The 6,473-nt window shown below is 63.6% G+C and carries 9 protein-coding genes; 1 reads left to right on the top strand and 8 read right to left on the bottom strand.

What is annotated here, in order from left to right; translation table 11 throughout:
- Positions 1 to 34 precede the first annotated feature (34 nt).
- Complete coding sequence (locus SO180_RS41795; protein WP_449384602.1) at positions 35 to 412, bottom strand: alpha/beta hydrolase; 378 nt, start codon at positions 410 to 412, stop codon at positions 35 to 37.
- A 47-nt stretch (positions 413 to 459) separates the two neighbouring features.
- Positions 460 to 1,233: a gamma-glutamyl-gamma-aminobutyrate hydrolase family protein gene (locus SO180_RS41790; protein ID WP_449384601.1), complete on the bottom strand. Its 774-nt coding sequence runs from the start codon at positions 1,231 to 1,233 to the stop codon at positions 460 to 462.
- A gap of 306 nt (positions 1,234 to 1,539) precedes the next feature.
- Between SO180_RS41790 and SO180_RS41785 the strand changes: the two genes are divergently transcribed.
- Positions 1,540 to 2,676 carry an AI-2E family transporter gene (locus SO180_RS41785; RefSeq protein ID WP_449384600.1) on the top strand — a complete coding sequence of 379 codons (1,137 nt, stop codon included), beginning with the start codon at positions 1,540 to 1,542 and terminating at the stop codon, positions 2,674 to 2,676.
- A gap of 6 nt (positions 2,677 to 2,682) precedes the next feature.
- On the opposite strand, the gene SO180_RS41780 is transcribed toward SO180_RS41785, so the two are convergent.
- The 6 genes from SO180_RS41780 to SO180_RS41755 form a co-directional block, all read right to left on the bottom strand.
- Positions 2,683 to 2,982: an antibiotic biosynthesis monooxygenase family protein gene (locus SO180_RS41780; protein WP_449384599.1), complete on the bottom strand. Its 300-nt coding sequence runs from the start codon at positions 2,980 to 2,982 to the stop codon at positions 2,683 to 2,685.
- 117 nt (positions 2,983 to 3,099) lie between these two features.
- The gene (locus SO180_RS41775) at positions 3,100 to 3,336 is read right to left on the bottom strand and encodes a hypothetical protein (RefSeq protein WP_449384598.1); all 237 of its coding nucleotides are present in this window, start codon (positions 3,334 to 3,336) and stop codon (positions 3,100 to 3,102) included.
- A gap of 59 nt (positions 3,337 to 3,395) precedes the next feature.
- Positions 3,396 to 4,610 carry a GGDEF domain-containing protein gene (locus tag SO180_RS41770; RefSeq protein ID WP_449384597.1) on the bottom strand — a complete coding sequence of 405 codons (1,215 nt, stop codon included), beginning with the start codon at positions 4,608 to 4,610 and terminating at the stop codon, positions 3,396 to 3,398.
- A 225-nt stretch (positions 4,611 to 4,835) separates the two neighbouring features.
- Complete coding sequence (gene rpsI, locus SO180_RS41765) at positions 4,836 to 5,312, bottom strand: 30S ribosomal protein S9 (RefSeq protein WP_449384596.1); 477 nt, start codon at positions 5,310 to 5,312, stop codon at positions 4,836 to 4,838.
- A gap of 1 nt (position 5,313) precedes the next feature.
- A complete protein-coding gene (gene rplM / locus SO180_RS41760; protein ID WP_027522853.1) occupies positions 5,314 to 5,778 on the bottom strand; it encodes a 50S ribosomal protein L13 in 465 nt (154 codons plus the stop codon).
- A 157-nt stretch (positions 5,779 to 5,935) separates the two neighbouring features.
- Positions 5,936 to 6,364, bottom strand: a complete 429-nt coding sequence (locus SO180_RS41755) for a PaaI family thioesterase (RefSeq protein WP_449384595.1) — start codon at positions 6,362 to 6,364, stop codon at positions 5,936 to 5,938.
- Between the last annotated feature and the right edge of the window lie 109 nt (positions 6,365 to 6,473).

Genomic DNA, 6,473 nt, shown 5'->3' with positions numbered 1-6,473 from the left:
GATGCCTTCACCCCCGAGGAATGCGCCAACTACCTCAAAAATTCAGGCTATCGAACTTAATGCCATCACGCTTTAGAGCAGCCGCCATGATTGCGCCGTTCGAAAAACCGACGGCAATCGGCGGCTTTGGAAACCGATAATCCATGCCGAATTGGTTCACTTCGTCCGCAAGCCGATCCGCTCGGGCAATGAGATCGCGTTCATCGATCGAGCGATCCTCGAACCGGCGAAAGAACGCAAAGCCACCTTCCCAAGGAAGGGCTCCACGAACCGCAACCGCCGTCGAGGCCGGCGCAAGCTGGCCGGCAAGTGGCACCATGTCCTGCTCGGTCCGACCAGAGCCATGAAGCAACAGCAGCGGGGTGTCGTAGACCCCGGCCCCCTTGATGAAGTAGTGATCATGCGAGGCCATTCACGGCTCCCCGATGGCAGAAGGGCCCCTCGCCGCGCGCTAACCGGCTACGCCGTCGCCCGCTGCCGCGCCACGAGCGCCTCGCCGAACGCCTGAAAGATCTTCCGGTTGATCGGATTGCGCTGCGGGTCGTATTCCGCGTGCCATTGCACGCCGAGCGCAAAAGTCGGGGCTTCCGCGATGCGGATCGCCTCGATGGTGCCGTCTTCGGCGACGCCTTCGATCAGTACGCGCTTGCCCGGCTCCAGAATGCCCTGGCCGTGCAGCGAATTGACCTTGATCTTTTCGCAGCCGAGGATTCTGGCGAAGGCGCCACCGGGGGTGAGATCGACCTCGTGGCGATCGGCGAACACGACGGTGGGATCAGGATGGATCTCGCCGTTCTCGAGCCTGGGCATACGATGGTTCATGCGGCCCGGTATTTCGCGGATCTCGGGATGCAGCGAGCCGCCGAAGGCGACGTTCATCTCCTGGAGGCCCCGGCAGATACCGAAAAGCGGAATGCCGCGGGCAACGCAGGCGACCGAGAGCGTCAGCGCGACCTCGTCGCGATGGATGTCGTAGGGCTCGTGCTTCTGGCAGGGATCGACGTTGAAGCGCGTGGGATGGACGTTGGCGCGGGCGCCGGTGAGCACGATGCCATCAACGCAATCGAGCAGCGCACCGATATCGGTGATGTCTGCCGAACCCGCAAACATCAGCGGCAAGCCGCCGGAAACCTCGGCCACGGCGCGCAAGTTTCGCTCGCCGACCATCTGGACCTGGAATCGATTTTCGACGCGATGGGAATTCCCGATTACGCCGACGACCGGCTTTTTCATCTCCCGTTCCGACCTCCCCGCCGAAGAAGATTCTCCAAACATGCCCGTCGGATGGAACAATTTCAACCGAAGGGATCGCGGGACGGCAATGCTATTTTCGCCTGAATGCCTCCGCTGGAAGCGCAGTTGAGGCCCAAACCGGCCCATCCGGGTCCGCGAGGCAGGATCTAAGGGGCTGTCAAAGGGGCCGTTCGCACGGGCGAGCCGAGATCGCGGACGCGTCAAACCGGCACGCGACCCCGGCTTGATCCGCAGCGGGATTTCGCGAAAGAGTGCCGTGCACGCCGGCCGCGCAAAGGAAACCATGTGACGATTCCCGCAGATGAACGATCCCGGACCCGCAACGATCTGGCCTGGGCGATCGCGGTCGGCGGCATTGGCATCGTGCTGTTTGCAGCAGGGCTGGTCTTCACCTGGTATTTCGCTGCAACGCTGCTGTTGATCTTCACGGGCATGCTGCTCGGCGTCGGCCTCAATGCGCTGACCAACGCGCTCGGGCGCCATGTCGGCCTGCCGCATCCGCTCCGGCTTGCAATCGTCTGCATGGTGCTTGCGGCGATGCTCGCGGGGGTGGCCTATCTCGGCGGCGCGACCATCGCCGAGCAGGCCTCCGCGCTCAGCAACACCATCAAGTCGCAGCTCGTTACCGTCAAAGCCTTCCTCGAGAGCCACGGCATCGACACCAGCTTCTTCGACATTGGCAACGCCTCCTCCGCGAACGCGACGCCGTCCGGCTCGGAAACGGCGCCTGGCGCGTCACCCCCACGCACCGGACTCCCCGGCGCCGGTGCGCTGGCCTCCAGCGGCGGGGCGATCGTGAGCCAGACCCTCAAGCTGCTGCTCGGCACGATCAGCGCCGTCGGCAACTTCTTCATCGTGCTGTTTCTGGGGCTTGCCTTCGCTGCGCAGCCCAGCGTCTATCACGACGGGCTCCTGTTCATCGCGCCGGCCAGGCATCGCCCGCGTGCCACCGTCATCATCGACGGTATCAGCGAGACGCTGGAGCGCTGGCTGATCGCGCAGATCATCGTCATGCTCGCGGTCGGCGTGGTGACCTGGATCGGACTTGCCGTCATCGGCATCCCCGGCTCGTTCATCCTGGGGATCCAGGCGGGTCTCTTGGCGTTCATCCCGACGGTCGGCGCCATCATCGCCGGCGTGATCGTGGTGCTGGCAAGCATCGCGTCAGGCTGGGTCGCGGCGCTCTCTGCCCTGATCCTGTTTCTCGGCGTCCATGCGATGGAGAGTTACGTGCTGACGCCGATCCTGCAGCGGCAGGCGCTCGATATTCCGCCCGCCACGCTGTTCGCGTTCCAGATCCTGCTCGGTGTCGTCTTCGGCATCTGGGGCCTGGCGCTCGCGCTCCCGCTGGTCGCCATCGCCAAGGTTTTGCTGGATCATTTCAAGAGCTATGAGGCGCCGGCGCAGACCGCGACGGTGTGAGACGGCTCAAGCCGTCGTCACCACCGTATTGGTGTGCTCGACCTCAGGCGGCGCGGCAAAGTACTGGCCGACGAGACCCCGCCATTCGGCAAAGTTCTCCGAGCCGCGGAAGTCGACGGTGTGGTTCTCCAGCGTCTCCCACTTCACCATCAACCGGTAGCGCTGCGGTTTCTCGATCGATTTGTGCAGCTCGAAGCCATGAAAGCCCTTGGAGCGGCCGAACGCGGCCTTGGCCTTGGCCACCGCCGCCTCGAAATCCTTCTCGCTGCCCGGCTTGACGTCGATTTGCGCGATCTCGGTGATCATCGTTTCCACCCTTCTTGTTTGACAGGGCGTGTCTAGCGCAGGCGGCTGAAAAGAAAAAGGCGCCGAAACGGCGCCTTCCGATCACCTTGGGGTCACAGCCGAACCGCACTGCTCTCTTCAGGCGAACAACAGGACTATGCCGACCACCGTCAGTGCGCAGGCGACAAAGAGTGTGATCGGTCGATGGTCGCGATTCTGCGCGTAGCGGCCCTGAGCGCGGCGCTCGGTGATCAGCGCCGTCTCGTATTCGTCCGATGTCGAGAAGATGCAGCCAAAGCCGCCGCGCGCAGATGCCGCGGCCGCTTCGAGCGACACAAGAGCCGCTTGTGAGGTCTGTTGACGGATCGTCTCCATGACCACGATGGTAGCGGTCGAATGGTAAACAGCGCCTTACCGCAAGCTCCCTTCGCGTCTCAGGCCGTCGCCGGTCGTGGCACCGGGAGCCGCGCGGCAGTCTGACGGCGCCAGTTCTCCAGCGACAGCGGCAGCTCTTCAGCGGCCTCGACGCGATTGCGGCCGCCTCGCTTGGCCTGGTAGAGCGCGGTGTCGGCGGCAGCCAGCAGCACCTCGAGCTCGGTGCCGGCCGGACCACCGGCAACGCCGATGCTGACGGTGGTGTCGACCGGGCCCTCGTCGACGACGATGCCCGATGTCTCGAACGCCTCGCGCACGCGCTCGGCGACCAGCACGCCCTCTTCCAGCGAGCACGGCAACAGCGCCGCGAACTCCTCGCCGCCGATCCGGCCCGACAGGTCGGAGATACGCAGATTGGTGGTCACGACGGTCGAGAAAAGCTTGAGCATCTCGTCGCCCGCGGGGTGACCGAAGCGGTCGTTGATCGACTTGAAGTGGTCGATGTCGAAGATCATGACGGTCACCGGCCGCCCCGCCTTGGCCTCGCGCTCGATGACGCGCGAGCAGGCTTCCGCAAAGCCGCGCCGATTGAACATGCCGGTCAGCGGGTCCATCGATGCAGCGGTCTTGTGTGCGGTCACCGTGCGCTCGGACACCAGCATGAAGATCACGAACACGGTGCCGACGGCGTAGAGGATGAGTTCGACCGCGAACACCGTGACCCAGATGCTGGTAGAGAAGTGCGGATCGTTCGGCCGCAGGAAGCCGCCGATCAGGATCGGCATCATCAGCACGCAGCCGTGCATGATCGGCACGGCGAAGACCGGCCAGCTTCGCTGCAGGCTCTTGCGTCGCTCGGACCATAGCTCGCCCGCGGTCAGCGCTGCGTAGACCGAGACGATGCCGGCGCCGATCAACATGCGCAGCGTCGCGGCAGCCGGATCGAGCAGCGTCACCGCGGCAGCCCAGCCGAGCGCACCGAACAGAAGTCCGGGCCAGTTCGGCTTGCGGCCGTGGAACACGCGCGCGGCGTTCCAGACCATGCCGCAGGCGACGAAGCCGACGGCGTTCAGCGCGAGATAGAGCTGCGCGCCAAGCTTGTCGCCGGCGGCCGTCCAAAGCGCGACGGAAGCCGCGCCAAGGAGATAGGCAGTACCCCACCATTTCAGCGCGGGACTTTTCTCTTGCCTGCCGAAGAACACCATCATGGCGCCGAGCAGTGCGGCTACCATCGTGGCAACCAGGTATAGCGTGATGCTATCGAGCGACATCATGTCAGCCCCCTTTAGAAACCAGCCAATACGCGATCAGCCCGATCGCGTGCCCTTCCAGCGGCAACGTTAGGTCTTGCCGGGTTCCATTCAGGTTTTCATGCAGACGCAACTTTTCGGGAAAACACCGGCTCAATTTGCATACAAACGAACAACAAAAGGGCGCCGAATTCGGCGCCCTTTTGCATTTCATTGAAGCCGCTTTCGCGACGAATTTTATCGAAGCGGTTAGCGCTTGGAGAACTGGAAGGACCGGCGGGCCTTTGCCTTGCCGTACTTCTTGCGCTCGACCACACGGGAGTCGCGGGTCAGGAAGCCGCCCTTCTTGAGCACGGTACGCAGCTCCGGCTCGAAATGCGTCAGCGCCTTCGAGATGCCGTGGCGGACTGCGCCGGCCTGGCCGGAGAGACCGCCGCCGGCGACGGTGCAGATCACGTCGTACTGGCCGGAACGCTGGGCCACGGAGAACGGCTGCTCGATCATCATGCGCAGCACGGGACGGGCGAAATAGACCTCGACCTCGCGCGAGTTGACCGTGACCTTGCCGGCGCCCGGCTTGATCCACACGCGGGCGACAGCGTCCTTGCGCTTGCCGGTGGCATAGGCGCGATTGAGCTTGTCGACCTTCTTCTCGTGCTTGGGCGCCTCGGGAGCGGCCGTCTTGAGCTGCGAGAGCTGGTCGAGCGACTGGATGGATTCGGCCATGTTATGCGGCCCTCGTGTTCTTGCGGTTCAACTTGGCGATGTCGATCTTTTCCGGGCTCTGCGCCTCGTGCGGATGATCGGCCCCGCCATAGACGCGGAGGTTGCCCATCTGGACGCGACCGAGCGGACCACGCGGGATCATGCGCTCGACGGCCTTCTCGAGCACGCGCTCGGGGTGACGGCCTTCGAGGATCTGGCGCGCGGTGCGCTCCTTGACATGGCCGACATAGCCGGTGTGCTTGTAGTAGGTCTTCTGCTCGCGCTTGCGACCGGTCAGCACCGCGTGCTGGGCGTTGATGATGATGACGTTGTCGCCGCAATCAACGTGCGGGGTGTAGGTCGGGAGGTGCTTGCCGCGCAGCCGCATGGCAACGATGGTGGCGAGGCGGCCGACGACCAGACCCTTGGCGTCGATCAGCACCCACTTCTTCGTCACCTCGGCGGGCTTTGCCGAAAAGGTTTTCATATCTGATTTCCGTGGACGGGGAGATGACGGCGCGAACGACGCGCCGGACTGCGCGGTTTCTAGAGAAGTGGCGCGCAGCGGTCAATGCCCGGCAAGAGAAATTAAGTAAGTAAAATCAGTATCTTAAAAATAAGGTGCTATATTACCTCGAAAAACCTCAAACATTTGGAATGGAATAGGTGGACGTGACATGGGCAATCGGATCCGGCGACGTGCCCGAGAGCAGATTGACCTCCCCGACCGCGAGGCGCTTGCCGAGCTTCAAAAGCCGGGCCTCTGCCAGCACATCCTGCCCCGGCTGACCCTTGCGCAGGAAGTTGATGTTGAGATTGGTGGTGACCGCGAGCCCGATCGGACCGATCGCAGACAGCAGCACCACGTACATGGCGAAATCGGCAAGCGCCATCAGCGTCGGCCCCGACACGGTTCCCCCGGGCCGCAGCATCCTTTCGCTATAGCGCTGGCGCAGCAGCGCTGTCTGTCCGTCGGCGCTCTCGATCGTGATGTCGTCGCCGCTGAAGGCCTGGGGAAACTCCTCGCGGAGAAACTGCTCGACCTCAGCCACGCTCATCTTCGCTAACGCCATGCCACCCCTCACCCTCGCTTCACGTTGCCAGTTACATTAAGTTATCTCCGTCATCCAACTGCAATATCCCAAGCGGAATCTTCAATGTCCGTCCAGCCCGCCCGCACCC

The sequence above is a fragment of the Bradyrhizobium sp. UFLA05-112 genome, from assembly GCF_053572325.1.
The sequence above is the reverse complement of the archived record's forward strand: the minus strand, read 5'-3'. Positions and strand labels throughout refer to the sequence as shown.